Annotated in this window: 23 protein-coding genes and 1 pseudogene; 18 read left to right on the plus strand and 6 right to left on the minus strand. The window is 54.1% G+C overall.

Going from position 1 to position 26,630, the window contains the following annotated elements:
- Positions 1–9 precede the first annotated feature (9 nt).
- The gene (locus NST84_RS02715) at positions 10–843 is read right to left on the minus strand and encodes an alpha/beta fold hydrolase (RefSeq protein WP_342564133.1); all 834 of its coding nucleotides are present in this window, start codon (positions 841–843) and stop codon (positions 10–12) included.
- A gap of 173 nt (positions 844–1,016) precedes the next feature.
- Between NST84_RS02715 and acpS the strand changes: the two genes are divergently transcribed.
- The gene (gene acpS / locus NST84_RS02720; protein ID WP_342564134.1) at positions 1,017–1,409 is read left to right on the plus strand and encodes a holo-ACP synthase; all 393 of its coding nucleotides are present in this window, start codon (positions 1,017–1,019) and stop codon (positions 1,407–1,409) included.
- Positions 1,410–1,474: 65 nt separating this feature from the next.
- Positions 1,475–2,749, plus strand: a complete 1,275-nt coding sequence (gene mutY, locus NST84_RS02725) for an A/G-specific adenine glycosylase (protein WP_342564135.1) — start codon at positions 1,475–1,477, stop codon at positions 2,747–2,749.
- A gap of 1,129 nt (positions 2,750–3,878) precedes the next feature.
- Here mutY and NST84_RS02730 read toward each other — a convergent pair.
- On the minus strand, positions 3,879–4,487 hold the full coding sequence (locus tag NST84_RS02730; protein ID WP_342564136.1) for a superoxide dismutase: 609 nt from the start codon (positions 4,485–4,487) through the stop codon (positions 3,879–3,881).
- A gap of 597 nt (positions 4,488–5,084) precedes the next feature.
- On the opposite strand from NST84_RS02730, the gene NST84_RS02735 reads away from it, so the two are divergent.
- The 6 genes from NST84_RS02735 to folE all read left to right on the plus strand — a co-directional run bounded on the left by NST84_RS02735 (position 5,085) and on the right by folE (position 9,181).
- A complete protein-coding gene (locus NST84_RS02735) occupies positions 5,085–5,504 on the plus strand; it encodes a GNAT family N-acetyltransferase (protein ID WP_342564137.1) in 420 nt (139 codons plus the stop codon).
- Between the two features lie 206 nt (positions 5,505–5,710).
- Positions 5,711–6,328, plus strand: coding sequence for a signal peptidase I (gene lepB / locus NST84_RS02740; protein ID WP_342564138.1), 618 nt, complete (start codon positions 5,711–5,713; stop codon positions 6,326–6,328).
- 50 nt (positions 6,329–6,378) lie between these two features.
- Complete coding sequence (gene queG, locus NST84_RS02745) at positions 6,379–7,578, plus strand: tRNA epoxyqueuosine(34) reductase QueG (RefSeq protein WP_342564139.1); 1,200 nt, start codon at positions 6,379–6,381, stop codon at positions 7,576–7,578.
- Positions 7,565–8,140, plus strand: a complete 576-nt coding sequence (locus tag NST84_RS02750; protein ID WP_342564140.1) for a methylated-DNA--[protein]-cysteine S-methyltransferase — start codon at positions 7,565–7,567, stop codon at positions 8,138–8,140. Before queG ends, NST84_RS02750 begins: the two co-directional genes overlap by 14 nt.
- Positions 8,141–8,274: 134 nt before the next feature.
- The gene (locus tag NST84_RS02755) at positions 8,275–8,535 is read left to right on the plus strand and encodes a YneF family protein (protein ID WP_342564141.1); all 261 of its coding nucleotides are present in this window, start codon (positions 8,275–8,277) and stop codon (positions 8,533–8,535) included.
- Between the two features lie 52 nt (positions 8,536–8,587).
- Positions 8,588–9,181: a GTP cyclohydrolase I FolE gene (gene folE, locus NST84_RS02760; protein WP_342564142.1), complete on the plus strand. Its 594-nt coding sequence runs from the start codon at positions 8,588–8,590 to the stop codon at positions 9,179–9,181.
- 96 nt (positions 9,182–9,277) lie between these two features.
- Here the strand turns inward: folE and NST84_RS02765 are convergent, their stop codons facing one another.
- Both NST84_RS02765 and NST84_RS02770 read right to left on the minus strand, forming a co-directional pair.
- A complete protein-coding gene (locus NST84_RS02765) occupies positions 9,278–10,462 on the minus strand; it encodes a Fe-Mn family superoxide dismutase (protein ID WP_342564143.1) in 1,185 nt (394 codons plus the stop codon).
- A gap of 165 nt (positions 10,463–10,627) precedes the next feature.
- A complete protein-coding gene (locus NST84_RS02770; RefSeq protein ID WP_342564144.1) occupies positions 10,628–11,668 on the minus strand; it encodes an alpha/beta fold hydrolase in 1,041 nt (346 codons plus the stop codon).
- Between the two features lie 226 nt (positions 11,669–11,894).
- On the opposite strand from NST84_RS02770, the gene NST84_RS02775 reads away from it, so the two are divergent.
- Both NST84_RS02775 and NST84_RS02780 read left to right on the plus strand, forming a co-directional pair.
- Positions 11,895–12,638: an IclR family transcriptional regulator gene (locus NST84_RS02775; protein WP_342564145.1), complete on the plus strand. Its 744-nt coding sequence runs from the start codon at positions 11,895–11,897 to the stop codon at positions 12,636–12,638.
- A 2,280-nt stretch (positions 12,639–14,918) separates the two neighbouring features.
- A pseudogene (locus NST84_RS02780) lies at positions 14,919–15,122 on the plus strand (helix-turn-helix transcriptional regulator); the annotation flags it as partial.
- A 105-nt stretch (positions 15,123–15,227) separates the two neighbouring features.
- Here NST84_RS02780 and acnA read toward each other — a convergent pair.
- A complete protein-coding gene (gene acnA / locus NST84_RS02785; protein ID WP_342564146.1) occupies positions 15,228–17,972 on the minus strand; it encodes an aconitate hydratase AcnA in 2,745 nt (914 codons plus the stop codon).
- Positions 17,973–18,304: 332 nt separating this feature from the next.
- Here acnA and NST84_RS02790 point away from each other — a divergent pair, with 332 nt between their 5' ends.
- From NST84_RS02790 to def, 8 genes are all read left to right on the plus strand, one after another.
- Positions 18,305–19,333, plus strand: a complete 1,029-nt coding sequence (locus NST84_RS02790; protein ID WP_342564147.1) for an amidase domain-containing protein — start codon at positions 18,305–18,307, stop codon at positions 19,331–19,333.
- A gap of 19 nt (positions 19,334–19,352) precedes the next feature.
- Positions 19,353–20,444, plus strand: coding sequence for a D-alanine--D-alanine ligase (locus tag NST84_RS02795; RefSeq protein WP_342564148.1), 1,092 nt, complete (start codon positions 19,353–19,355; stop codon positions 20,442–20,444).
- 56 nt (positions 20,445–20,500) lie between these two features.
- Positions 20,501–20,818, plus strand: a complete 318-nt coding sequence (locus NST84_RS02800; RefSeq protein WP_342564149.1) for a hypothetical protein — start codon at positions 20,501–20,503, stop codon at positions 20,816–20,818.
- Entirely contained in the window at positions 20,815–21,822 is a 1,008-nt protein-coding gene (uvsE, locus tag NST84_RS02805; protein WP_342564150.1) for a UV DNA damage repair endonuclease UvsE, read from the plus strand. Before NST84_RS02800 ends, uvsE begins: the two co-directional genes overlap by 4 nt.
- Before the next feature lie 145 nt (positions 21,823–21,967).
- A complete protein-coding gene (locus tag NST84_RS02810; protein ID WP_342564151.1) occupies positions 21,968–22,852 on the plus strand; it encodes an inositol monophosphatase family protein in 885 nt (294 codons plus the stop codon).
- Between the two features lie 14 nt (positions 22,853–22,866).
- Entirely contained in the window at positions 22,867–23,163 is a 297-nt protein-coding gene (locus NST84_RS02815; protein ID WP_342564152.1) for a hypothetical protein, read from the plus strand.
- Between the two features lie 109 nt (positions 23,164–23,272).
- A complete protein-coding gene (locus NST84_RS02820; RefSeq protein ID WP_342564153.1) occupies positions 23,273–24,568 on the plus strand; it encodes a stalk domain-containing protein in 1,296 nt (431 codons plus the stop codon).
- Between the two features lie 62 nt (positions 24,569–24,630).
- Positions 24,631–25,191 carry a peptide deformylase gene (gene def / locus NST84_RS02825; protein ID WP_342566333.1) on the plus strand — a complete coding sequence of 187 codons (561 nt, stop codon included), beginning with the start codon at positions 24,631–24,633 and terminating at the stop codon, positions 25,189–25,191.
- A gap of 70 nt (positions 25,192–25,261) precedes the next feature.
- Here def and NST84_RS02830 read toward each other — a convergent pair whose 3' ends face one another.
- Positions 25,262–26,581 (minus strand): glutamate-1-semialdehyde 2,1-aminomutase, encoded by a 1,320-nt coding sequence (locus NST84_RS02830; protein ID WP_342564154.1) that lies wholly within the window; start codon positions 26,579–26,581, stop codon positions 25,262–25,264.
- Positions 26,582–26,630: the final 49 nt, after the last annotated feature.

Here is a 26,630-nt window from a genome sequence, read left to right on the forward strand (position 1 = left end):
CTGTGCGGGTTAGAGCGGGTTGCTCCCGTTCTCCAGCGTGCGGAGGATAAAAGCCTCCGAAGCCGCAATAGCCTGTTCCAGCTGCGGGGTGGTCCCGGCAAAAGGATGTACGGTGCAGAAGGTATGATCGCCCCCGGCAATCTGTATCCAGCCGATATCCGGACGGAGTCTGGTTAGCTGCTCAGAGCCCCGGCGCAGCCGTGCGCTGTCCTCCGTTCCCTGAATCAGGACGGCTGGAAAGCGGGCGGATTTCATCCGCTCCAGGATATTGTAACGCTCAGCCTGGCGTTCCAGGTCTTCGATAATTACGGCATCGAGCGGCATCTGCTGGCCGGTGCGGCCGTTAAGGACATAGCTGCGGCCAGAGGTTTTCATTTCCTGTTTCTGCTCATCTGTAAACAGATCAAGGTCAGTGATTCCGTTCCAGGAGATGACTCCGGTAATTTCATCCGGATGATCCAGCGCATAAAGCAGGCTGTCGCCGCCGCCCCGGCTGTGTCCCAGCAGGAACAGGGGCAGGGCTCCGAATTTATGATGCTGGCTGAGATAAGAGAGCAGGATCTCCATATCCTTAATCTCCCGGTTATACGTGTTGCGGGCGAACTTCTCAAGCTCGGTAAAATTCTGCAAATCCCCGCCGATCCCGGCATGGGAGAAGTTGAAGGAGATCACTTCATGCTCATGGCTGAGTACGGCTGCGGTGTAGGGGAACATCCCCCAGTCCTTAAACCCTTTATAGCCGTGTGCGATGACGATCAGGCTTTTGGCCTGGCTGCGGGCCGGAAAATGGGAGCAGCGCAGGACCGCGTCTTCTCCGGCAGGCAGCTCGAAATTACGGTTCATCGGGCGAATCTCCTCTCTCTGATCAGAGATAATATGACAGAACATAAAACCCGGACTATAATGATTTCAGAATACCAAGAATATATATAAAGATAATACCATTATTGAAGCGGTTAAAGAAAGATAGCAGATTATTGCGCAGAGGGCAGAAGGTTTATAAGGGGTGTGGAATTGTGATTTATGGAATCGGGCATGATGTGCTGGAGATCGGGCGCATGCGCAGGATACTGGCCAAAGAATCCGGCCCCAGGTTTATCCGGCGCATTCTTACGCAGGCCGAGCTGCAGCTGGCAGACGGGCGGACAGGCAGGCTGCCTGAGTTCGTATCCGGCCGGTTTTCGGCCAAGGAAGCGGTTGTGAAAGCGCTGGGCTGCGGGATCGGGAGTGAAGTGGGCTTTCTGGATATTGAGATTTTACCGGATGGATCCGGCAAGCCGGGCGTGACGCTCTCGGAGGCTGCCTGGTTCAGGCTGGGCCTGAGCAGTGAGGATTATATTCTTCACCTGACCATCACCCACAGCCAGGAGCTGGCCTCGACTTTTGCAGTGGTGGAGCGCAGGGACTGAAGGATATGGAAAAGGTAAGGACAGCCATTTTATATAAAGAGAATTTACAAGCAAGGAGACTAAGAATGACAATGCATGAACAGCAGGAGCAGCAGGAGGTAAAGTTATTTTTCAGCACGAATCTGCTGGAATGGTATAAGGTGCAGAAGCGGGATCTGCCGTGGCGGCGCCACCGGAATCCGTATTATATCTGGATTTCGGAAATTATGCTGCAGCAGACGAGAGTGGATACGGTCATTCCCTATTTTAACCGGTTTATCGAGAGGTTCCCCACAGTGGAGTCTCTGGCGGATGCGCCGGAGGAAGATGTGCTGAAATGCTGGGAAGGTCTCGGTTACTATTCACGCGCCCGGAATCTGCAGCATGCGGCCAGACAGGTCAAGGAGCTGCATGGCGGTGAGGTGCCTAACGACCGGGATGCGGTGTTCGGACTGAAGGGAGTCGGGCCTTACACAGCCGGGGCAATCCTCAGCATCGCCTTCAACAGGCCGGAACCGGCGGTCGACGGTAATGTCATGCGGGTGTTGTCCCGCTATTTCCTGCTGGAGGATGACATTGCCAAGGTGCCGACCCGGGTCAAAATGGAGCGCCTGGCGGCTGAGCTGATCCCTGAGGGAGAGGCATCGCATTTCAATCAGGCGCTGATGGAGCTGGGCGCGCTCATCTGCACGCCGAAATCACCGCGCTGCCTGATCTGCCCGGTGATGGAGCACTGCGCGGCGCGCCTGGCGGGCTGCGAGACCTCGCTGCCCGTCAAGACCAAGGCCAAGCCGCCGCGCCCGGAAGAGCGGCTGGCGGCCCTGGTCACCGGCAGCGGCGAGCACGCCGGCCGGGTGCTGATCCGGCAGCGGCCACAAAGCGGGCTGTTAGCCCGCATGTGGGAGCTGCCGCATTGGCCGGCGCCGCCTGCTGACGGCGGCGTCTCTGGTGCGCTGCCGGAAGCAGCAGCGCTGGACCGGCTGCGCCGGTCTCTGCGTCAGGCCGGGATTCTCGCCCGGCCTGAGGGGCACTGGACGGCTGCGGAGCACACGTTCAGCCACATTGTGTGGACCCTGCAGGTGTACATCTGCAGGGAGGAGGACGCCCTTGCGCAGCCGCTGGCGGCAGAAGCGCGGGCGTCCTATGCGGCGGCGGCACCAGCCGCCGTGGAGGGCGCAGCCGGCAGCAGTGCGGCTGCAGGGCTTGCGCCGGCGGAGCCGTTCGCGGATGGGGACCATCCGGAGGACGCCGGCGCCGTGCGCTGGATCACCCGTGCGGACATGGCGGATTACGCCTTCCCGAACGTATTTCTCAAGCTGCTCAACAGCTATTTCGACGAGGTAGAGAAAGAGCTGCCGTAGGTGCAGCGGCAATGTGGGTTGTACAGGCAATGCGAAGATGCTGCTAATAAAGCTGTGAAGTAACGTTAGATGCAGGTGGAAGTAAAACGGATGCTGCTCAACTGTAAATATAACCGCAAGCGCAGCTGCAAGTACGTATAATTGCAGCTGCAGATGTAGCTGAGACGTACATTAGTTTGCTTGTAAGAGTAACCCGGGCTCCAAATTAACCAGCACGCACCAGTGTAACTTTAAAATGCGACTGTAGCTGCAACACCAATGTAACTGTGATGTAATTATAAGGATAACCGCAACTTTAGCGGATAAGAATCTCACGACAGGAAAGAGTCACAACAGAAAAGAGCCTTGACAGAAAAGAGCCTTTCCGGCATACACGGCAAGGCTCTTTTTTGTTCCACAGATGCGGCCCGGCTGCAGACACTCAACGCTATTAAATATTGCTCCAATGTACTTATGCTACCCAGGCTACTCCAAAGTATTCCACCCAATGGGTGAGCCGTTACGCGGATTCTCGCTCATAAAATATTTAAGTGGATTTTCGCCATCTAATTCTACTGTTTCTCTGAATTTATGACTATTAGTTGGAAAATAGGCACTTATATTGGGTGTAATCCACCTTTGAGCACGAAAATAGTAGAATTAAGTGTCCTTTTTCCAATTAGTCCCTCTCCTCAGGCCAGATAGCTGATAATAGATAGCGAATTTCCACTTACAGAATGCAGCTAAACAGAAGGGGAGGACAAGAAAAAGGTGTTTAGGAGAGGGAGCGTAGCCGCACATTTGTCGTTTACAGTCACTTATCATTAAGTATATTCGTTCGTAGTCAGTAGTAGCGGCTCATAGTCACTAATAGTCATGCACAGTCACTCATAGCCACTCAACGTCACTCATAGTTACTCAAATCCGCCATAGTCACTCCTAGCTGAACTAAGTCGCTCAAGCCGCCTATTAGCCATATTGAATTACTCCCATCCGCTCCTACCGGCCCTTTAACCACTCTTATCCGCACCTTCACCACCAGCCAACCACTACCAGAGCCCGCTCATCCCCTAAAAACAAACAAAAACGGACACCGCCCCAAAGGGCAGTATCCGTTATGTTCACTCCAGCCGCTTATGCGGTGAGAATCTTATTTTGCGCTTTCGTAGCGTTTGCCGACTTCTTCCCAGTTTACTACGTTCCAGAACGCTTTGATGTAATCAGGGCGTTTGTTCTGGTAGTTCAGGTAGTAAGCATGCTCCCATACGTCCAGACCAAGGATAGGTGTAGCACCTTCGCTGATCGGGTTGTCCTGGTTAGGTGTGCTTGTTACAGCCAGCTTGCCGTCTTTTACAACGAGCCAAGCCCAGCCGCTGCCGAAACGGGTAGTTGCTGCTGCAGCGAAATCTTCTTTGAATTTGTCGAAACCTCCAAGCTCGCTGTCAATAGCTGCCGCAAGTGCGCCAGTTGGAGCGCCGCCGCCGTTTGGTCCGATTACTTCCCAGAACAGGGTGTGGTTGGCATGGCCGCCGCCGTTGTTGCGAACAGCAGTGCGGATGGCTTCAGGTACCGCGTTCAGGTCAGTAAGCAGCTCTTCGATGCTCTTGTCTTGCAGTTCAGGCGCCTTTTCCAGAGCAGCGTTCAGGTTCGTCACGTAAGTGTTGTGATGTCTGTCGTGGTGAATTTCCATCGTCAAAGCGTCGATGTGTGGTTCAAGTGCGTTGTTCGGGTAAGGAAGTGCCGGTAATTGAAATGCCATGGAAAAATCCCTCCTGAGTTTATGAGAATTTGTATGATAAAGAATTTTGGCGGTCTTGACGTCAAAACCCCTTATTTCCAATACGTCTTATAGGGTATGTAACCACTAAGATATTATTATTAAACCGTATCTGGAAGAAGAATGCAACATTAAACAAACATAAATGTTTAAAAAGTGACGGACGTGACAAGCTAACGGTAAGTGTAAATACTATGTTAAAGAGATAGATTGACCTGAAGCAGAGCCTTTTATACACAGGGATTTACCTTTATAAAGAAAATGTGTAAATAGTTTTAATGAAAGCGTTTGATATAAAGCGCTTACTAAAGAAAAGTGATGATATCGCCAGAAAAGTGTGCTTTAATAGTGTTAAAAGCAGGTATTCCTCGGTTTTTGAACATTAAAGATGTGCCCGGCCGTTTACATTCGGTTAATACTTCTTTGACCACGAGAAAAGCTTCTACGTTAAGATGGATTCGGCAGCTTCTTCTAAATCACATCCATTTATTTTTTTATGCTTTTTTTTCTTTGTTTACTTTTTGCGGGAACTCCTTCTTTTTGTAAAATCCAAGCCATAGACAAGGGAGATTTTAAAGAATGCACGTTCGTTCCTTTCAATTAAGCGACGTTACCCCTGTGACTGAATTACTGCAGTCCGCATTGTCGGAAGAATGTTTCGAGAACACGATGGAGCCTTTTTCCAGGCAGCTTTCCTGGGATTCCGATCTCATTGTAGTTGCTGAAGAAGAAGGAGAAATTGTCGGTGCGCTAATTGGTACGATTGAGAAGAATCATGGCTGTTATTTCCGTATTGCCATTCATCCCGAATACCGCCGCAGAGGAATCGGCAGAAGCCTGGTTTCGGCGATGGAGAACAGATTTCAGGCACGCAAGGTTAGCGGCATTTATGTAGCCGTTGACGAGCATAACTCGTTTGCGCTGCCCCTGTATGAAGCTATGGGTTATAACGAGAACCAGATTTTCAAATCCGTACGGAAGCTTAGCATTGTCGGTTAGGAGCCCTTATTATCCGGATTGACGTAAGCGGAAACATTTACTAGATTAGAGAAGCATGACGGCTTATATAGTCTGTTCCATTATACTAAAGCATATCTCCCCCGTTGTCCGTTGCAAATGGCCGGGAGATATGCTTTTCTATTGTTATGGGCTGAAGCTGCAGCGGCGGCAGTACCTTACTAATCATCGGAGCAAGAAGGTGGCATATGAACGAAGAAATCAACGAAGAATTCATGCGCAGCCGTAAGCAAAAATACCGCTCAGTCACCCATAACGGCTCCAGAAGAGGGCCATGGGAAAGATGGACCCGCGAGATTCGGGACTGGATCGTAACGGCTGCACTTGTATTTGCAGTCATGTCACTGCTTAATCTGTTTGTCTTTAATGTCTCCACCGTGATCGGGCAGTCTATGCAGCCGACGCTCTATGAGGGTGAGAAGCTTGTCATTAACAAAATCACCCTGAGCTTTGCAGACCCCGGGCGGGGGGATATTATCGTGCTTCATGATCCGAGCATCGGGCCTGACCGGAAGGAATATCTGGTTAAGCGGGTGATCGGGATACCTGGCGACGTTATAGAAGTGAAGGAGCATCAGCTGTATGTCAATGGTGTATTGGCGGATGAGCCTTATATTGATACGGTTATTCAGGACTCGGATTTCTCGGCGGTGACGGTTGAAGAAGGCACCTTTTTTGTTATGGGTGACAACCGCCATGCCGGAGCCAGTAAGGACAGCCGTTATTTTGGCGCTGTTCCGCAGTCATCCATTGTGGGCAAGGCTGTATTTATCTGGTGGCCCCTGTCCAAGCTGAATGCACTGTAAGCAGTACCTGTAAGACAGGCTGAATTTGCCCCGAAAAGGAGAACGCGGAAATGAACATCAAGGCCCATTCAGCATATGCCCCGCCGGCTTCCCGGTGGGAGCAGCTGAAGGCTGAAATAAAAGAGGCTGCCCCGCAGCTCGGAATTGACGATATCGGGTTCACTACGGCTGACCCCTTCCTATATTTGAAAGACATTCTTCAGGATCACCGGGACAAGGGCTATGAGTCCGGCTTTGAGGAGCAGGATCTCGAGAAGCGTACCGTGCCGGCCCTGAAGGATGGTGTGCCCAAATCTATCATTGCAATTGCAGTAGCCTATCCGTCCAAAATGGAAAACCCGCCGAAGTCTGAACCGGGAGCACGGCGGGGTATTCTCGCCCGGGCTTCATGGGGCCGGGATTATCATCATGTGCTGCGTGAAGCGCTGGCAAAGCTCGAAGGCTTCATCCGTGAGCGTGTTCCTGATGCTGTACTTGAAAGTATGGTTGATACGGGAGTGCTGGTTGACCGTGCCGTGGCGGAAAGGGCCGGAATCGGCTTCAGCGGTAAAAATTGTGCGGTCATTTCGCCTGCCTGGGGCTCGTGGATCTACCTGGGTGAGATGGTCACGAGTATTCCGTTTCCTCCGGATACGCCGGTAGAGGACGGCTGCGGGGATTGCACCAAATGTATTGATGCCTGCCCTACAGGAGCGCTTGTCGGACCTGGACAGCTGAATGCCCAGGCGTGTATTTCTTTTCTGACGCAGACTAAGGGGTTTCTGAGTGAGGAATATATGACGAAGATCGGCAACCGCCTGTACGGCTGTGATACATGCCAGATTGTCTGCCCCAAAAACCGGGGCAAGAACTGGAATCACCGCCCCGAGCTGCAGCCTGATCCGGAAGTCGTCAAGCCGCTGCTGCTGCCGATCCTTGATCTCAGCAACCGGGAGTTCAAGGAGAAATTCGGTACAAGCTCGGCGGCCTGGCGCGGCAAAAAACCGATCCAGCGCAATGCGGTTATTGCGCTCGGGAATTTCAAGGAGGCTGCTGCTGTACCCAAGCTGACGGAGATTGTCCTGCGCGAATCCCGCCCGGAGATGCGCGGCACCGCAGCGTGGGCACTGGGTAAGATCGGCGGCGCTGAGGCGCTGGCCGCTGTAGAAAAGGCGCTGGAGCATGAAGAAGACAGCGTGGTACGGGAAATGATGGACAGGGCACACGGCAAGCTGCTGAAGCAGGAGGAGACAGGCAGTGAAGAAGCGTAATCCGGCAGAAGCCGCAGGTATAACACCGGTATATTACAGTGAGATGGAATCGCTGATCGGCATCTTGACGCTATGCGCAACAGACCGGGGTCTGTGTCTGCTCATGTTCGGTCCGCTTGGTGATACGCGGGGGGCCATGGAGAAATGGCTTGCGGTCCAGGTGGGTGCCGTGGAGCTGCTGCCGGGCGAAGAACAGCTTGCCGGGGCGAAAGAACAGCTTGCGGAGTATTTCAGCGGGCAGCGGCAGGACTTCTCGCTGCCGCTGGATATGCGCGGCACTCCATTTCAGCTGCAGGTATGGGCAGCACTGCGTAACATTCCTTACGGTGCGTCAGCCTCTTATAAGGATGTAGCGCTCGCGGTAGGGAACGCCAAGGCGGTACGGGCAGTGGGCGGAGCCAACAACCGCAACCCTGTTCCTGTTATTGTCCCCTGCCACCGGGTCATCGGAGCAGCGGGCGCCCTTGTAGGCTATGCCGGCGGGCTCGGAATCAAGGGCTGTCTGTTGGAGCTGGAGGCCGGGCAGTCAGCAGGCGATCGGGCAGGAATTTATCTTTTCTGAAAGATAAGAAAGGATAGCCGGTTTAACTTGACCCATGGGATTTACCAATTGCTGTCCAGATGTTGAAATGCTATGATAGAATCGCGTGCCCTAGGCGGGCAATGCCGACAATTGAGCACAGAGGTGGACTTTAGATGAATATTGCATTGCCTATTATTACGCTTGTCGTAGGTCTGATCGGCGGATTCGCCATTGGTGTGTTCTATCTGCGCAGACAAATGACAACGATGCAGAATGATCCGGAAATGCTCCAGAAGGTTGCCAAGCAGATGGGCTATAACCTTAACGGCAAGCAAATGCAGCGTGCACAGCAAATGCTGAAGAACAATAACCAGCCTGGACGGCCAGGGCCTGCGCCTGCAGCCAGACAGAAACAAGGCCGCAAAGGCAGATAAAAGGTTCTCGTAATAGATAACTACAGATACGGGGACGAAAGGGGGAGGCTTTATGGGGGGCATCAAGGAATATGTGAACGGTACGGTATCTGAGAACCGTGAACAGATCGAGTATCATGTTGCCAGAATATTGGAGTTAATCGGTGAAGACACCAGCCGTGAAGGCTTGCTGGATACGCCGGCACGCGTCACGCGGATGTATGAGGAGATCTTTGGCGGTTATTCAATAGATCCCCGGGAGGCGCTCGGTGTAACCTTTGATGAGTCTCACGAAGAGCTGGTTATTGTAAAAGATATCGTGTATTACAGCCAGTGTGAGCATCATATGGCCCCTTTCTTCGGTAAGGTCCACATCGGCTACGTACCCAGCGGACGGATTGCCGGGCTTAGCAAGCTGGCCCGCCTTGTGGAGGCTGTAAGCCGGCGCCTGCAGGTGCAGGAGCGGATTACAGCGCAGATCGCGGACATTATGGCCGAGGTGCTGAGTCCGCATGGTGTGATGGTTGTGGTGGAAGGCGAGCATCTGTGCATGTGCGCCCGCGGGGTCAAGAAGCCCGGCAGCAAGACGGTGACCATGGCTACCAGAGGCACCTTCCGTGAAGATGCGGCTGCCCGTGCGGAGTTCCTGGCCTTGATCAAAGAATAAAGCGGAGCAGGCACTAAGCTGCCCCGGATAGATTGAAAGCCCGCCCTCACTTCGGTGATGGACGGGCTTTTTGCTGTGCATCCGGCGGTAGCCGGGTTAGTAAGGCTGCCACATCAGCCTGCGGGCAGCAGCATAACGCTCGGAGACATACGGCCAGTTGACGACCTTCCACCAGTCTTTAATGTAATCTGCCCGGTTGTTCTGGTGTTTGAGGTAATAGGCATGTTCCCAGACGTCCAGCGCCAGCAGCGGGACAACATCCCATTGCGACAGATTTTGATGCTTCTCCGCGGTCAGAATTTCCAGCCGGCGGCTGCGCGGGCTCCAGACAAGAATAGCCCAGCCACCGCCTTCGACCTTAACTGCTGCCTCAGTGAACTGTGTTTTGAAGGCATCGTAGCTGCCGAAGCTGCGCTCGATCGCATCCAGCAGGGCTCCGGTCGGCCGTCCGCCGCCCTGGGGCGACATGACATTCCAGAAGATAGTATGCAGATAATGGCCCGCACCGTTAAAGGCCAGCTCCCGCTCCCAGTGCTTAACCAGATCGAAATCGCCGTTCTTGCGGGCTTCCGCCAGCTTGAGCTCAGCCTTGTTCAGTCCGTCAACATAGCTCTGGTGGTGTTTGTCATGATGGATGACCATAGTCTTCTCATCAATATAGGGCTCCAGCGCGTTATAGGCGTAGGGCAGCGGCGGGAGAGTATGACCGCCGATGGGGACTGTGCCTGGCTCGCGCAGCTCCGGCACAGAAGTTCCGAAGGCAGGCGGTTCGGGGGTAACTGCAGTCTCATACCTGAGGTCTGTATCATACCCCTCCGGCTGATCTATAGCTGCTTCCCGCATAAGGCCGGCTACCTGGCCCGGAGCGCTAAGCGTTCCCAGCACGGCCAGGAAATACTCCGATTCACGGATGATATGCAGAATCACGATGCCTGTCAGCTGCTGGGCATTTACAGTAGGGCTGGCTTCACGCAGTGCATAAAGCTGGCGGATAAATTCGCGGGACTGGCTGCAGGCGGTTTGGACCAGCAGCTCCGTGTCGGCTGCGAGCCCGGGGTGTCCGCCCGGTGCCGGACCCAGCGAAACCTCCAGCAGCCGCCGTGCGGCCTGCTCTGCGGCGCCAAAGACAACAGCCCATTCATCCAGCAGCTTGACGTAAGGGTCCTCCAGACGGGGAACAATACCTTTTATAACCTCGGTATGCTCCTTCTCCTGGGTTTTCCAGAAAATGATCTCTTCGAGAATGCGCACAGGCAGCAGCGGCCCGTAAATATACAGCATTGCTGGCAGACCTCCTGTCTTAGGCTCAATAACGGTTCATTATATGATCCCGAAAAAGAGAATATGTGGATTCCTGCCGGGCTCCCGGGCGGAGGGTGTGCAAAAAAACGTACAGAGCTGTATGATCATACAGCTCTGTACGTTCCTGTTAAAAGCTTTAGAATGCTATTTGTTTGCGGCTGTGACCGGGCTGCCCTCCTGCGACCGGGCGAGCTGCACATTGCCAAGAAAAGCAGAGACACGGCGCAGATACTCGCGCGGATGCTCGCGGAACAGCAGTTCATGATGACTGCCCTCAATAATCCAGGAATCGGAGTACGGGTTGCTCTGATTGGCTGCCAGCTCTTCGGCAATCGGGTAAGGCGCCTTGTCATCCTGTGTACCGTGCATGAACAGGATCGGGAACGGATAATCCTCACTTTTTACTTTGGCGTAGGGAATCTGGTTCAGTCCGGTTCCGTTCAGTACAGGGAACAGCAGCTCCATAATTTCCAGGGACGGCTGTCGCGGCAGATCGATATTCTGCTTGATATTATGATACAGCGTATCCGGCTCCAGCAGGAAGGTGCTGTCCAGAATCATCGCATCGACATCATCGGTAACCAGTCCGGCCTGAAGCGCAGTGCCTGCACCCATCGAGAAGCCCCAGACGACAATCTCCCTGGCTCCCCGCTCCTTGGCAAAATTAATGGCGCCGAGCAGCTGCTGGGACTCCTTTTTGCCTCCGGTAGCAATGTCCTTGTTAGTCTGGGAAGCGAAGCCGTAGTCAAACATGACAACGTTGAAGTTCAGGCTGTGCGCATAATGGGCCAGATCATACATCGGAACCCAGGTCTCCTCACGGTTGGCGCCATAGCCATGACTGAACACAATCGTTTTGGTGGCGCCCTCAGACGGAATATACCAGCCCTGCATCGTCCGGCTGCCATCCTGTGCCGGGAAATTCACATCCTCATATTCCAGCCCTTTGGCAATCATCGGTGTGGAATAGAGCGGAGCTACCGTGGGATTGGACAGCACCCAGGCGATATAGGCATGCAGTGCAATGAAGCAGAAGACAAAAAAGAAAAATACCGACAGCAGCAATGCCACAATAATATGTTTGACGCGGATCATCCGCAGAGAAATCTGATGTGCTGCACCCGGGTTTTGCTTATCAGGCTTGTGCGGGACCGGCGAGCCGGAAGAGAGTGTTGCCAGATCCATAGTGTCCACTCCTAAAAGAATAATTCATATGTTTAATCGTAGGTTGATGACCTTGCAAAGTCAATGAATTAGCCGCTTTTGTAATGTAAATGTAAACTGCGCCCCAGCCTTTTCCGGGTCCGTTATTATGCTGGACTTTCCTTGGACTTTTGCTCTAAGATAGAATTGGCTATGTAGAATATTGTAACCGGGTTTCATTTGATGAAACAGGTAAGGGGAGAAGATCGTGGAGGACCGTAAACTGACTGTTCGCGCTGTAGAGAGAGCGCTGGATATATTGCTTTGCTTTACCCAGGAGAGCGATTTGAGCCTGACGGAGATTGCCGGAAAGATCAGTCTGCATAAAAGTACAGTACACCGGCTGCTGACCACATTGGAGGAAAAAGGGTTCCTTCTGCGAAATGATGCGACGGATAAATACCGGCTGGGCATCCGGATCTGGGAGCTCTCCACCCACCTGCCGATACTGGATGAGCCTGCTGTGCTGCTGCTTCCGGCAATGGAGAGGCTGCGTGACCGGCTTGGTGAAACGGTCAGCCTGTATTTGCGGGATGATCTGGAGCGGGTGCGTATCCAGGCTGTACAGAGCCATCAGGCTATCCGCCGTGTGGCGCAGATTGGCGCCCGGCTGCCGCTGTCGGTGGGCGCTTCCAGCAAAGTGCTTGCCGCCTATGCGCCGTCTGAGGTTCAGGTGCGCCTGCTGGCGGACCCGTCCTGGCCGGAGAGCGTCGACCGCAGTCTTTATCTGGAGCAGCTTAGAGAGATAGCGCGCTGCGGATATGCGACCAGCTTTGAGGAGCGGGAGTCCGGCGCGGCTGCAGTAGCAGTGCCGATTATCGGACGAAGCGGTAAAGTGGTAGCAGCCCTCTCCGTTTCAGGACCGGTCAGCCGGCTGTCCAGGGAGACGCTGGAGCAGTATGCGGTCATTCTGACGGAAAAGGCCGCAGAAATGGGTCTTATGATCGGTTAACCGGTAAAATGCGCCGCCAGGCGGAAATTACCGTTATGAAAGCGATTAATTGGGTTAAATAAAAGTAAAGCTAAGGTAAAAACGGAGTTAAATGGAAATGTAAGGAAATCTGTATTTGCCATTCTCCCGGTTTCTAATATTTTTATAGTAAATGAAAATTGTACCTCCGCCCAAAATGAACTATTATAAAAAACTATATATGGAAAGTGGGGAAGTGGCGATTTTTTTGGCACATCATAAGTTTTTTAATCATTCCGGGCATGGGGGGATTCTATGGATACGGAAGTACCCGATTCTTTAATGAAGGAAATTCAGGAGCTTCAGGATACGTTCGGGGCTGCGATGGATCAGGCCATTGTGCTCACTGACCTGGAGGGGCGCATGATCACCCGGCCAACCATCCCCGGCATACACTACAAGGAAATGCTCAATGCATTGGAGGGCTCCTTCCCGACTCATAGCCAGGTATTGCAGCGGCTGGGCGGACTGTCCGATCCGGCTGTGATGGAATGGGTTCCGGGCCTTAAGTACGTGGTTACTCCGCTGGCTGCAGGATACGACCGGGTATATTATTTATGGATAGGGCTTTATATGGAGCAGGAGACCCGGGGACAGGTGGCTGCCCTATTTAAGGAACGGATGGGTGAGCATCCCGCTTATGAGCAGTTGCAGGCCGGCCTCATTGAACTGCCGGAACTCAGCCGGGAGCGGATCGCAGAGATCAGGGGGAGTATTTCAGCACTTGGCAGCATTATGTGTAAGCTGTTGGCCAACTGGGTGCTGAAGCCGCATAAAGAACATAACAGCAAGCTTTTTACTATGCTTCTGAAGCGGCTGGAAGCGGATTTCCTGGATATTGAAGCGGTTCTTCGCCTGCTGGCAGAGATGACAGAGGGCGATGTATATGCCTTTGCCCTGGAAACGGATGAGGGGAATTTCCAAGTGGCCCATGCTGCCGGCCGGGAGGCACACCTGCTGCTGAATGCTGCCTTTCAACAGGGGGAGGGCTTTTTAGGTCAGGCTGTACTCGGAAAAGAGCCCCGGCATTGGCAGGCGGTATCCAAAGATCCGCGGGTACAGTTTTTTACCAGGCTCGGGTTTCCGGCACCGGATTATTTATCCTGTTATCCGGTGAAGATCGACAATGTTCAGCGGGGGTTACTGCTTGCTGCCGGGGGAAGCCGCCAGGAGGGCAGCGGAGAACAACAGGAGCAGATGATAGCTTCACTGCTGGGCATATCCCTGCGCGGAGAACTGCTGCTGCGCAGAGCACAGCTGGGTATAGAAGGGACTCTGCGGCTTAAGGAAGCTGTAGGACAGCTCCAGAATGCCGGATCCCTGCAGGAGCTGGGGACGATGCTGCTTGATATCGTGATGGGTCTGCCCTTTCCGCTCTCTTCAGTGCTGGTGCATTTCCAGACCGGGGAGCATGCTGCTCATACATACTATGCGAGAGGCTGGGCTCCGGAATCAGAGGATTATTACGTAAAGGATCTGGAGGGACGTTATTCCCGGCAGTCTTTTTTGTCTTCAGCCATAATCCGTGAGGTTGGCGGCACGCAGATTCTGCTGGAGTGTCCGTTACTGTCCGGAAATGAATTCAAAGGCGTTCTTTCCGTCGGCTTCAGACGGCGCGGGGAAGCTGAATTATGGATAACCCAGCTGGAAACTATCGCAGGGCTGGCCGGAGCAGCCATCCGGCTGATCGAAAGAGACAGCAGGTGCTCGAAGCAGTCCGAAATGTTTTTGGCTAACTTCCGCGATTTTCTTCAAGTTAATAATACCCAGCTTTATTATCTTTCCCTGGATGCCGCTGAGCTGATCCGTGAATTTGCCCGTTACCTGGAACGTCCGGAGGCTGAGGCCGAATTGCTGAGGCGCGCCTGTCTGCTGGCGCCGTTCCGCAGTGATCTTTTGGGTGTATATGGTTTCCTCAACAGGGAGATTGAGCTGCTGGAGAAGGTGGACAAGCTTAGGTTTCAACACTTGGCGGCGGATAAGCCGGCTCTTTCATTTCCGGCTGAATTGCTTGTACTTGTTCTTCAGCATATGAGCAGTCTGGCGGACCGCAGCCAGCTTGCCGGCCAGCCGCAGAAGTGGATTGATCCGGCCCGGTTCATCATGGAGCCTGAGGCGGCAGCTGCGGTTGAGGAGAAACTGCTGTCCTCCTTTCGGCTGTTTCAGCAGAGCCGTACCCATTCTCGTCCTAAAAAACGGGTAATCAGCGGATCGCGCCTGCTGGACAATGCTGCACTGACGCTCCCAAAAGAAGAATGGGGGATCTCACCGCGTGAGGAAGAAGTGCTTGAGCTGATTGTACAGGGTAAGACGAACAAGGAGATTGCCGGCGCCCTGTTTATCAGTGAGCATACCGTCAAAAACCATCTGAGCCGCATCTTCAATAAAATGAATGTGACTGACCGTTCGCAGATTATCGCTCTCATTTATAAACGGATTCTGAATTCGGAACGGATTGAAATTTAAATAATAAACAGCCCCCGGTGCTCCTGAAGAGCGCCGGGGGCTGTTTGTTATTCAAAATATTAGAAACGGCTTCCCCGTAGGACGGCGAAGCCGTTTTCTACTTGTTTATTCTACAGGCAAAGCGTTTTCTGAGGCAGTAGCATCAGCCAGCATCTGGCGGAGTACAGTCTGCAGAATACCGCCGTTGCGGTAGTAATCAATATCGACAGTGCTATCCAGGCGGGCGATAACCGGGAATTCAAACTGTGTGCCGTCTTCACGGGTGGCTGTAACGGTCAGCTCCTGACCCGGAAGCACATAGTTATCGAGACCGGTGATGTTGAAGGTCTCGCGTCCGGTCAGTCCCATGCTGCTCCAGCCGTGACCTTCCTGGAACTGCAGCGGCAGTACGCCCATGCCGACCAGATTGCTGCGGTGAATCCGCTCGAAGCTCTCGGCGATAACCGCCTTGACGCCCAGCAGCAGGGTACCTTTGGCTGCCCAGTCGCGCGAGCTGCCTGTGCCGTATTCCTTGCCGGCAATAACGACCAGGTTCTGGCCGGCCGACTGGTACAGCATGGAAGCATCGTAGATGGACATGACTTCTTCGCTTGGCAGGAAGGTAGTCACGCCGCCCTCCGTTCCCGGAGCAACAGCATTACGGATACGGATGTTGGCGAAAGTACCGCGCATCATCACTTCATGGTTCCCGCGGCGTGAGCCGTAGGAGTTGAAGTCAGCGCGTTCCACACCGTGGCTGCGCAGGTATTCCCCGGCAGGGCCGGATGTGGAGATGTTGCCCGCCGGCGAAATATGGTCCGTGGTGACGGAATCGCCCAGCAGCGCCAGTACGCGAGCATTAGTAACGTCTTTAATATCGCCGACGCCGTCAGCAAGATTCTCGAAGAACGGAGGATTCTGAATATAGGTGGAATTGTCATCCCACTCATACAGCTCGCCTTCAGGTACAGGGATCGCGTTCCAACGTTCATTGGCGGTGAACACATTCTCGTATTTGCGGCGGAACATCTCTGGACTCAGCGACAGTCCGATCGCCTCGCGGATCTCGGCAGTTGTCGGCCAGATGTCCTTCAGGAAGACCGGCTCACCCTGCGGATCATAGCCAAGCGGCTCTGTCTGCAGGTCAATGTTAACTGTACCGGCCAGGGCGTAAGCCACAACGAGCGGCGGTGAAGCCAGATAGTTGGCTTTGACCTGGGCATGCACGCGGCCTTCAAAGTTACGGTTACCGGATATAACAGCGGCTACAGTCATATCATTGTCAGTAATAGCCTGGCTGACTTCATCCGGAAGCGGACCTGAGTTACCGATACAGGTAGCGCAGCCGTATCCGGCCAGATAGAAGCCGAGTGCTTCCAGCGGCTTCAGCAGATCAGCCTTCTCCAGGTACTCGGTAACGACGAGGGAGCCCGGGGTCAAGCTGCTTTTTACATAACCCGGCTTGGTCAGTCCGCGCTCTACAGCCTTCTTGGCAAGCAGCCCGGCACCGAGCATAACGCTTGGGTTAGAGGTGTTCGTACAGCTGGTAATTGCGGCAATAACAACAGCTCCTGTACCCATCTTGCTGGTGGTTCCGTTCTTATGCTGCACTTCTACCACTTCAGCGATTTTCTGATCGCTGAGGCCGTAGCCGCCTTTATCAACAGGTGTACGGACGATCCCTTCAAAATTCTCCTTCATGTGCGTCAGCTCAACACGGTCCTGCGGACGTTTAGGTCCTGCCAGGGAAGGTACAACGGATGCCAGATCAAGCTCGATTACATCGCTGAACTGCGGATCTGGAGTATCGGCAGTACGGAACATACCCTGTGCTTTATAGTAATCTCCGACCAGCTCAACCAGCTCATCCGGGCGTCCGGTGCTGCGCAGGTAAGCCAGAGTCTCTTCGTCTACAGGGAAGAAGCCGATGGTTGCCCCGTATTCAGGAGCCATGTTAGCGACAGTAGCGCGGTCAGCCAGACTGATATTAGCAAGGCCCGGGCCGTAGAATTCGACAAATTTGCCGACAACACCCTTCTTCCGCAGCATCTCGGTAACAGTCAGTGCGAGGTCAGTTGCCGTAGCACCCTCCACCAGGCTGCCGGTAAGCTTGAAGCCTACAACCTCTGGGGTAACAAAATACAGCGGCTGTCCCAGCATTCCTGCTTCAGCTTCAATTCCGCCGACACCCCAGCCGACAACGCCAAGCCCGTTGATCATGGTGGTGTGGGAGTCTGTTCCGACAAGGGAATCCGGATAAACTACAGTTTCCCCGTCAATGGTCTTGGTAGCTGCTACGGAGGCCAGATACTCAAGATTAACCTGATGGACAATCCCGGTCGCCGGAGGTACGGCGCGGAAGTTGTTGAATGCAGTCTGCGCCCAGCGCAGGAAGCGGTAGCGCTCCTCATTGCGTTCAAATTCGACGTTCATATTATATTCGAGTGCATCAGCTGTGCCGAATGCATCAACCATGACGGAATGGTCAATAACAAGATCTACAGGAACCAGCGGGTTAATCTTCTTCGGATCTCCGCCGGCCTTCTTGACGGTATCGCGCATAGCTGCCAGGTCGACTACCACCGGTACGCCGGTGAAATCCTGCAGCACGATACGTGCCGGAATAAACGGAATTTCCTTGTTGCGGTCAATGCCGCCGGACCAGCCGGCCAGCTGCTTTACATGATCTTCCGTGATCGCACGCCCGTCATACTGGCGGACAGCAGCCTCCAGCAGCACTTTGATGGAAAAAGGCAGGGAGGAAATGTCGCCCACACCTTGTTGTTCGAGAGAATTCAGATCATAGTAGCGGTAAGTTTTGCCGCCTGATTCCAGATTCTTAGACAGCGAAAAATGATCCTTGCTTGGCATATATGCGCCTCCTTGTTTCATCTGATGAAACTACATTTCAAATTTCGTATAATTAAAGTATAACGGTTACATAGATGAGAGTAAAGTTTTTTTTGCTGTTTAATTCGCCCAGTTTAGCCAGAGCTGCCGCTTATTTTGCCTGTCTGCAGCAGGTATTTTTTGTACACTATAACGGGATTCCGCCTGTCATTGCAAACCGGCCATGCGGCGGGAATGGTACGCCGTCTCTCGGCCGGCCTCTTTTCCCTCCTCCATACTGTTTCTGCCTGTATAGCAGCTCCTTTTCGCTCATATACATAGGACAGCAGCCAAACAGGGGAGGCGGGTATGAGATGGAGCAGGAATGGAAAAAAAGTCTTTATGCTTACGTGGATCTGTTGAATAAAGGACGGGTGGCTCCGGGATATGCGCAGGGGCGGGACACGGTCAAGGATGCCCGTTTTCACAAAATGCAGGTTGAGCGTTCGCAGCGGATTGCGAAGTGGTATGAACGGCGCAGCATTACGCCGCTGCGCGGTGAGACCGGAGTACGGACGCTTCGGACCGTGCGCCAGAACCCCGGTGAGATTGTAGCCGATGTGGCTCTGCACAGTGCGCTTTATTATGAGAAGGGCGGGATTACGCACCGCGAGGACAAGATTGAATCCGAACGTCTGACCTTTGTGCGGGCCGGGAAAGGCTGGGAGATCGTGAACATTGAGCGCAGCGTGCCTGAACGCAGTTCCCTGCGCAGGGCGGCTGAGGCAGAGCCGGCGCTGCGGCTGTCCAAATGGGGCGAGGTGCTGCAGGCGCCGCAGCCTTCACAGCCGCTGCTAAACCGCAACATCCTGCGCGGGACCGCCGGCGCAAGAGAGGTGCGGTACCGCCGCGAGGAGGCGGCTGCCTATGCCGACCGCTGGTGGAAGGACGGCAACCCGGAGTTTGAGATTTTTGAGGTGGACTGCACCAATTATGTCTCCCAATGTCTCTTTGCAGGGGGAGCACCGATCAACTATACTGGTAAAAGAGAAACGGGCTGGTGGTACAAAGGCTATAACGGAGCGCAGGAATGGTGGAGCTTCAGCTGGGCAGTGTCAGACAGTCTGGAACGGTTTCTGGGCGGCCAGCGCGCAAGCGGGCTCCGCGCTGAAGCCGTGGAGCGTCCGGACCAGCTGAGCCTGGGGGATGTCATCCAGTATGACTGGGACGGCAACGGCCATTACCAGCACAGCACGATTGTTACCGCTTTTGATGCGGAAGGAATGCCGCTGGTGAATGCCCGGACGGTCTCAAGCCGCCACCGGTATTGGGATTATCGTGATTCCTATGCATGGACCGACAGAACGGCCTACCGTTTTTTTCATATTAATGACTACTTATAATTCAGAAAGAGGTTAGGGCATGGGGAACACGAAATGTACCGTAGGACTGGTGTACGGGGGCAAATCCGGGGAGCACGAGGTATCGCTGCAGACCGCATTTGCGGTCATGAACGCTTTTGACTACGATAAATATGAAATTATTCCATTCTATATTTCCAAGCAGGGGCTGTGGAAGGTCGGTGAGACCCTCGGCGCCCCATACGGCAAGATTGAGCAGCTGAAGCTGGAGGGACCGTCGGGAGACATGGGCATGGCCCTGAACACGGTGTTCAGCGGACTGAGCGGGGAAGAGAAGATTGTCGATGTCATGTTCCCGCTGCTGCATGGCACGAACGGGGAGGACGGCACCATTCAGGGGCTGTTCGAAATGGCTAATGTTCCTTACATCGGTGCAGGCGTTCTGGCGTCTGCGGCAGGCATGGATAAGGTAGTAATGAAGAAGCTGTTTGATGAAGCAGGACTTGAACAGTGCAAGTATTGTTATTTCAGCGCCTCTGCCTGGAAGCGCAAAAGCCACGAGCTGATCGTCGGTGTGGAAGACCGGCTAGGCTATCCGGTGTTTGTAAAGCCGGCTAATCTCGGGTCAAGTGTAGGCATCTCCAAAGCCGTTGATAAGGAAAGCCTCATCAAAGCTGTGGAATTTGCCCTCAAATACGATACCAAGGTTATCGTTGAGGAGTTTGTGGATGCCCGTGAGGTGGAGGTAGCCGTATTGGGTAATGAAGAGCCTGAGGCTTCGGTTCCGGGTGAAATCGTCTCCTCCGGTGAATATTATGACTATGCGGCCAAGTATATCGACGGTAAATCGCAGATGCTGATTCCTGCACCGCTTGACCCTGAGGTGGCCGACAGTCTGCGTGAAGCGGCGCTCCAGGCTTTCCGGGCGATTGAAGGAAGCGGAATTACCCGGGCAGATTTCTTCCTGCGGAAGTCCGACGGTAAAATTTTGATCAATGAAGTGAATACAATGCCCGGCTTCACGCCTTTCAGCATGTATCCGCTGCTGTGGCGCGAGACCGGTGTATCTTACCAGACGCTGCTGGACCGTATGGTTGAGCTGGCGCTGGAGCGGTATCAGTTCAGACAGAGCCTCAAATACGATAACGAATAATACTTAAATAAGCGAAGCGGCGGAGGCAATCCGGCCGGGAAGGAGAATCGAATAGCATGGGATTTCTATCGGAATTCAATTCAGTCTGCAAGTTTAAGAATGAGCAGGAGCTATACGAACTGCTGGAGTACGGGCGCACCAAGATGGTAAAGCAGGGCTTCCGCGTCTACCCGACCGGCCAGAAGGTCATTGCATACACCCCGGAGAATGTAGCAGTGGCGATTGTGAAAATTTCTGCCTCCATCGCCGAAATTAATTTTCAGGGCAATGAGGTTACGGCTGTTGAGATGGATCTGGTACGCAGGCTGAATGAGGAAGAGTCGCGGGTGCAGACTGCGCTTGCCTGCGAGATGTTTTTCGGGGAAGAAAGATGATAGTCCGCTTCGGTTATGTGGCCATGTCGACTGTCATCAAAGACTGCTCGCCCTCCAAGACCATGACCATGGCCAGCTTCAACAAGCTGGATGACCGGGAGGCCGGCCTGCGGCGCCTGGAGCAGATCGCCAGGATGAACCTGCACAACACGCTGCGCCTCCTGAAGCATAATGTCGGCTCGGATATTAAGGTATACCGGCTGACCTCCAAGCTGATTCCGCTTTCGACCCATCCCGACTTGCAGGACTGGAACCCTTTTACGGCGCTGGCCGGGGAGTTTGCCGAAGTCGGGGAATATATTAAAAAGCACGGACTCCGGGTATCGTTTCATCCGGACCACTTCACGGTGCTGAGCACGCCCCGTCCCGAGGTGCTGGCCAGCTCCGTCCGTGACCTGCAGTACCATACGGACATGCTGGATGCCCTGGGGCTGCCGGCAACGGCCAAGAACAACATTCATATTGGCGGAGCCTACGGGGACAAGCCTACTGCGGCAGAGCGCTTCAAGACGCATTTTGCCCAGCTGCCGGCAAGGCTGCAGGAGCGGATGACCCTCGAGAATGACGACAAGACATTCAACGCGCAGGAGACGCTGGCCGTCTGTCGCAGTCTGGGTCTGCCGATGGTGCTGGATATCCATCACCAGTGGGTGAATAACGAAGGCGAGCTTCCGTGGGAGCTGTGGCCGCAGGTGCTGGATACGTGGAAGAGCAGGCTTGCCCTGACGGACGTAGGTCCGGGAGAGGTGCTGCCGCCGAAGATCCATGTATCCAGTCCGCGCAGCCCGTCCGATCCCCGCAGCCATGCTGACGGGGTGGAGCCGGCGCCGCTGTTTGCTTTTCTGAAGCGGATTGCTGCGGATACACCTGCTGTTGATGTGATGATCGAAGCAAAATTAAAGGACGGGGCGCTGTTCGGCCTGATGGATGACATGAAGGAGCTGGCGGAAGCAGGCAACGGAATCACGGTTCTGAATGGGGCCAGTATCAATGTTGAGCCGTAGGCGAGGTTAGACTTGATAAGTATCCTGAAATAGGGTACGTTGAATGAAACTTAAGCGGAAGAGGTACTTGCTTAACTTGCTTAATCTGCTTAACAGGCAGGGTTTCACGGGAGAGCGATCAAGTTCAAGAAAGCGGAGTGAAGAGATGAATCCTTTGAATTCTGATAAACGGAATGAGCGGGAGCCCTATGTGGTAACAAGCAAGGGTTATACGGCGGCGGCGATCAACGCTGCGGCCAAAGCGGGGGAATGGATCAAGAGCAGACAGGGACAGGTAAAGGAGCTCGGCAGCAAGACGTCGGCGCAGGATCTGGTGACTGAAGTGGATAAAGGCGTGGAGCAGATGATCCGGCGGCTGATCCTGACCCATTATCCCGACCATGCCATCCTCGGGGAAGAAGGGGTTACCCCCGGTGCGGATGCAATAACCGCTGCCCTGGAGGAAGGACGCAAGCATGAATATCTGTGGATTGTTGACCCGATCGACGGAACAACCAATTTCGTGCACGGGTTTCCTTTCTATTGTGTATCCATTGCCCTGGCGATTAACGGAGAGCTGGCGGTCGGGGTTATTTATGATCCGATCCGTGACGAAATGTTCGTTGCCGAAAAAGGGAAGGGCGCTTATATGCACGGGATCAAGACCTCCGTATCCAAGGAGACGGAGCCTGGCAGCAGCCTGATTGCCATGGGCTTCCCGCCGGACCGCACCTTTGCCCAGCCGGCGAATATGGCCGGCCTGCAGCATATTCTGCCGCAGATCCGCGGCGTCCGCGCCGGCGGCTCGGCTGCGCTGCATCTGGCTTATGTTGCCGCAGGCCGGGTAGACGGCTACTGGGAAGTCGGCCTCAGCCCATGGGACTGCGCCGCAGGCGTGCTGCTGGTGCTTGAATCCGGCGGGACAGTAACCGATACGCTCGGCAATCCGTATGACATCGGTACACGTCATATTGTGGCAAGCAACGGGCAGATCCATGAATTCCTGGTCTCCTCGCTGCAGGAAGCGGAAGCCACCGGATTCAACCGTTAAGGAGGCAGCTGAGGATGGAAGATAACGTGTTGGAGCGTAAGCTGAGTGAAATGCTGAGCGAAATGCTGCAGGAAGGCGAAATGGAGCAGGGCGACCGTACAGCCAAGGAGGTCCGCCAGATTTCGCCCAGATACGAAATCCGGATTCAGACTGTGCATGATCCGATTGTGGAAGAAACCCTGCGGTACCGCAAGATTGCCCATGAGCTGGATGACCGTTATGATAAATACCTGAAGCGTTCAGGTCTGATTGACCATTCCCAGCAGGATTCAGACGGGAAGCCGGCTTCCGGGTCCGGAGGCGGACAATAATAGAGCAGAATAATGGAGCGGGTTGCCGGTTAACGGGAACCCGCTCTTTTGCTGCAGGCCGTACAGATGATAGAATGGAATCATATTAATGTAGAGGGGTACGATGCTGATGGCATGGAAACAAATAATCGCCGCCGGAACAAGCGGTATGCTTCTGTTCACTCTGCTGCTTGGGGCAGGAGCGGAGCAGGCAGCTGCCGCTGATACAGCGGCGGAACAGGGAACAGGGCAGGATGTCTTTCGCATCGTGGCGTTAGGGGATTCCGTCACAGCCGGTTATGAGCCGGGGATGACAGATCCGAATACGAAACCTTACGGATACGCAGAACGGCTGCTGGAGCAGGGCTGGTATCACGGAAGAAGCGCGCTGAACAATTACGGAATTCTCGGCTTAACCTCAGCCGGGCTCCTTAACTATACAGGAGCTATTAAGGCTGGCACTGTGACTACGCCTGACGGTATACAGGCAGGTTTGCCCGACCCGCGGATCAGCCAATTTGCAGCATTGGCACCGGCTATCCACACAGAGCTTGCGGATGCAGATCTGATTACAATTACAATTGGCGGCAATGATGTCAGCAGCCTGTTCCTGAATGTGAAGGAAACGGCCGCTGCTGATTTTGAAGCCCAGCTGGAACAGCGGCTTGCGGCTTACAGCACCAATGTGAAGGCTGCGCTGGAGAATATCCGGGCTGTGAATCCTGGTGCAACCATCCTGCTGGCCGACCAGTATCAGCCGGCTCCCAAAATCGCCCTCGGTGCTAATTACACGACACTAATGAGCGCTGCAGAACGGTTTACAGCGGCTGTTGACACTGTTACAGCAAGCCTGAATACAGCGGCAGCGCCGGTACTGACAGCCCATGTTGCTGCAAAGTTTGCCGGAGTAGAAGCATCGCTGACCCATATTATTGGTGCGGGGGCCGCAGATTTTCATCCGACTCAATTGGGCTATGAGAAGATTGCCAGAGTATTTGCCGAGCTGGAGTGGGGAGAATACCGTACACCATCAGCTGTAGCCATGACAGGCGCAGGTGCTACAGCAGCTCCGATGTCGATTGTAGTCAAGGGAGTGGAGCTGAATACCCCGAATAAGCCGATTCTGAAGAACGGCCAGAACTTCCTGGCCCTGAAGGATATCCTGAACGCAGTAGGCGCTACCGGCAAATGGGACAACAAAACGTCCAGCGCAACCATCGTCTACGGCGGACGAACAGTGGTTATTACGATCGGGTCCAAGTTTATTAAGGTTAACGGAGTAAACCAGGCAATTGATACCCCGGCTTTTCTGCAAAAAGTAGGCAAAGAGGACAAAACCTATCTGCCGCTCGCCGCACTTGCTACCGGTCTTGGTTTTGACGTGAACTACAGCAGCAAGCTGCGCACGGCATTCATAAATTTATAAAAAGCAAAGGTGGATGAATTGCGTTGTCCAGTTCAAAATTCAAGGCAGACTATATCATTACAATGGATGATATTATACGTGAAGGCGATCCCGTACTCCGCAGTGCTGCTGCGCCGGTAGCGCTGCCGCTTGGGGCAGAGGACCGGGAGGCGCTGGAATGCATGCTGCAGTTTCTCAAGAACAGCCAGGACCCGGAGCTGTCTGCCAAATACAAGCTGCGTTCCGGTGTAGGACTGTCCGCGAACCAGATTGGCCTGCTGAAGCGGATGTTCGTGATGTATTCGAAGGATGAAAAAGGGAAGATTGTCGAGCATGCCTGGGTCAATCCGCAGATTATCAGCCATTCAGTCTCCATGGTCTATCTGCCTGAGAGTGAAGGCTGCCTGTCCGTGGACCGGCCGGTGCACGGCTTTGTACCCCGCTATGAAACAGTGAAGGTAAGGGGTTTTGATCTGGAAGGCAAGCCGGTTACCGTGAAATTTAAAGGGTATCAGGCGATCATTATCCAGCATGAAATGGATCACCTTGACGGCGTGATGTTCTACGACCGGATTAATCAGGAGAATCCGTTCAAGCTGCCGCAGGACGTGGAGATTCGCAGTCTGTATGACCTGAAAAAGTAAACAAATAACCCGCTGCCTCTTCGGCAGCGGGTTTGCTTTTGCATGGTAACAATGGTGGTTAGTGATTACGTTACTTACTCTCTGCCGCCATAGCCTCAAAGGACGCTTCAGCCGCCTCCAGGGTAGCATCGATGTCAGCATCCGTGTGCGCTGTGGTCAGGAACCAGGCCTCGTATTTGGACGGGGCGAGATTGATGCCTCGGTTCAGCATATGACGGAAAAAGCTGGCGAACAGCTCGCCGTCGGTATCCTGCGCCTCGTCATAGTTCGTGATCGGATGATCACAGAAATGGGTCGAGAACGCGCCGCGGATGCGGTTGATCGTCAGCGGAATGCCGTGGCGGCCGGCAGAGGCCTGCAGCCCTTCGGTCAGGCGGATGGCCAGGCGCTCCATTTCCTCATAGACACCTGCTGCGCTCAGCACTTCCAGGCAGGCGATTCCTGCCGAAATGGAAGCCGGGTTACCGGCCATCGTTCCTGCCTGATAGGCCGGTCCGAGCGGAGCAACCTGCTCCATAACATGCTTGCGGCCGCCGTAAGCGCCGATTGGCAGTCCGCCGCCGATGATTTTGCCCAGCGCGGTCAGGTCCGGAGTGATGTCCTCGTGATTATCGAGCCCCGCATAAGTCTGGGTGGAGCCGTAGTGGAAGCGGAACGCGGTGATAACCTCGTCGTAGATGACGAGCGAGCCGTTATCGTGCGCCAGCTTGCATAGTCCTTCAAGGAAGCCTGGCTTCGGCATAACCATGCCGAAGTTGCCGACAATCGGCTCAACCATAACGGCAGCCACGTCGCTGCCCCACTTCTCCAGTGCTTCACGCAGCCCGTCCAGGTCGTTGAACGGAACGGTGATGACCTCATGGGCAATGCTGCCCGGGACACCTGCACTGTCCGGAATGCCGAGTGTGGAAGGACCGGAGCCGGCGGCAACCAGCACCAGATCGGAGTGTCCGTGATAGCAGCCGGCAAATTTTACGATTTTGCTGCGTTTGGTATAGGCACGGGCAACGCGGATGGTTGTCATTACAGCCTCGGTACCGGAGTTGACGAAGCGGACCTTATCCATCGAAGGGATAGCTTCCTTGAGCATCTTGGCCAGCTTGATCTCAAGCCGGGTCGGCGTTCCGTACAGAATACCGTTCTGTGCGGCTTCCGTGATTGCTTCAGTAATATGAGGGTGGGCATGGCCGGTAATGATTGGACCATATGCTGCAAGGTAATCAATGTATTCGTTGCCGTCCTCATCCCAGAAGCGGGAGCCGCTGGCACGCTTCATAAATACAGGGGCGCCGCCGCCGACGGCCTTGAAGGAGCGGGACGGGCTGTTAACCCCGCCGACGATATGCTGGAGGGCTTCCTGGTATAATTGTTCTGAGTTACTGCGGTTCATGAGAATCATCCTTTCATACTACTAGAGAATTTTAAATTTATCGGGGTCC

Source organism: Paenibacillus sp. FSL R7-0345 (assembly GCF_038595055.1).
In the GTDB taxonomy this organism is placed as follows: Bacteria; Bacillota; Bacilli; order Paenibacillales; family Paenibacillaceae; genus Paenibacillus_AQ.

Coding starts and splice junctions, on each gene's coding strand:
- NST84_RS02715 (WP_342564133.1), bottom strand. CDS start 843: ATGAACCGTAATTTCGAGCTGCCTGCCGGAGAAGACGCGGTCCTGCGC.
- mutY (WP_342564135.1), top strand. CDS start 1,475: ATGACAATGCATGAACAGCAGGAGCAGCAGGAGGTAAAGTTATTTTTC.
- NST84_RS02730 (WP_342564136.1), bottom strand. CDS start 4,487: ATGGCATTTCAATTACCGGCACTTCCTTACCCGAACAACGCACTTGAA.
- NST84_RS02735 (WP_342564137.1), top strand. CDS start 5,085: ATGCACGTTCGTTCCTTTCAATTAAGCGACGTTACCCCTGTGACTGAA.
- lepB (WP_342564138.1), top strand. CDS start 5,711: ATGAACGAAGAAATCAACGAAGAATTCATGCGCAGCCGTAAGCAAAAA.
- queG (WP_342564139.1), top strand. CDS start 6,379: ATGAACATCAAGGCCCATTCAGCATATGCCCCGCCGGCTTCCCGGTGG.
- NST84_RS02755 (WP_342564141.1), top strand. CDS start 8,275: ATGAATATTGCATTGCCTATTATTACGCTTGTCGTAGGTCTGATCGGC.
- folE (WP_342564142.1), top strand. CDS start 8,588: ATGGGGGGCATCAAGGAATATGTGAACGGTACGGTATCTGAGAACCGT.
- NST84_RS02765 (WP_342564143.1), bottom strand. CDS start 10,462: ATGCTGTATATTTACGGGCCGCTGCTGCCTGTGCGCATTCTCGAAGAG.
- NST84_RS02770 (WP_342564144.1), bottom strand. CDS start 11,668: ATGGATCTGGCAACACTCTCTTCCGGCTCGCCGGTCCCGCACAAGCCT.
- acnA (WP_342564146.1), bottom strand. CDS start 17,972: ATGCCAAGCAAGGATCATTTTTCGCTGTCTAAGAATCTGGAATCAGGC.
- NST84_RS02790 (WP_342564147.1), top strand. CDS start 18,305: ATGGAGCAGGAATGGAAAAAAAGTCTTTATGCTTACGTGGATCTGTTG.
- NST84_RS02795 (WP_342564148.1), top strand. CDS start 19,353: ATGGGGAACACGAAATGTACCGTAGGACTGGTGTACGGGGGCAAATCC.
- NST84_RS02800 (WP_342564149.1), top strand. CDS start 20,501: ATGGGATTTCTATCGGAATTCAATTCAGTCTGCAAGTTTAAGAATGAG.
- uvsE (WP_342564150.1), top strand. CDS start 20,815: ATGATAGTCCGCTTCGGTTATGTGGCCATGTCGACTGTCATCAAAGAC.
- NST84_RS02810 (WP_342564151.1), top strand. CDS start 21,968: ATGAATCCTTTGAATTCTGATAAACGGAATGAGCGGGAGCCCTATGTG.
- NST84_RS02815 (WP_342564152.1), top strand. CDS start 22,867: ATGGAAGATAACGTGTTGGAGCGTAAGCTGAGTGAAATGCTGAGCGAA.
- NST84_RS02820 (WP_342564153.1), top strand. CDS start 23,273: ATGGCATGGAAACAAATAATCGCCGCCGGAACAAGCGGTATGCTTCTG.
- def (WP_342566333.1), top strand. CDS start 24,631: ATGGATGATATTATACGTGAAGGCGATCCCGTACTCCGCAGTGCTGCT.
- NST84_RS02830 (WP_342564154.1), bottom strand. CDS start 26,581: ATGAACCGCAGTAACTCAGAACAATTATACCAGGAAGCCCTCCAGCAT.